Here is a 284-nt window from a genome sequence, read left to right as displayed (position 1 = left end):
GAACCACACGTCCCGGATTCCGGCGCGGGCGTAATCGTGGTGCCGACGGCGCCAGGCGTCGTCGGTCATCAGTTCCCGCTGTGCTTCCAGCGCGATGCGTGTTCCGTCATGGAGTCGTACGGCCACGTCCGCGTGCCGGTCGTGGCTGGGGGTCCACTACTCCAGCCGTACGGCCGCGGCTGTGGGGAGGCTGCGTGCCCAGCGGGCCAGGGGTGCTTGGCGGTGAGGTGCCAGGCCGTCTCGGGGTGATGGCCGCCGGCCGGGACTTCCCCGGCCGGCGGGGC

General features: G+C 72.9%; 1 pseudogene. It reads right to left on the bottom strand.

Annotation, left to right across the window (positions count from 1 at the left end):
* Positions 1 to 126, bottom strand: a pseudogene (locus ACSNOK_RS33900) (competence protein CoiA family protein); the annotation flags it as partial.
* Positions 127 to 284 lie beyond the last annotated feature (158 nt).

It is taken from the genome of Streptomyces sp. URMC 126 (assembly GCF_051386555.1).
GTDB lineage: Bacteria > Actinomycetota > Actinomycetes > Streptomycetales > Streptomycetaceae > Streptomyces.
The sequence above is the reverse complement of the archived record's forward strand: the minus strand, read 5'-3'. Positions and strand labels throughout refer to the sequence as shown.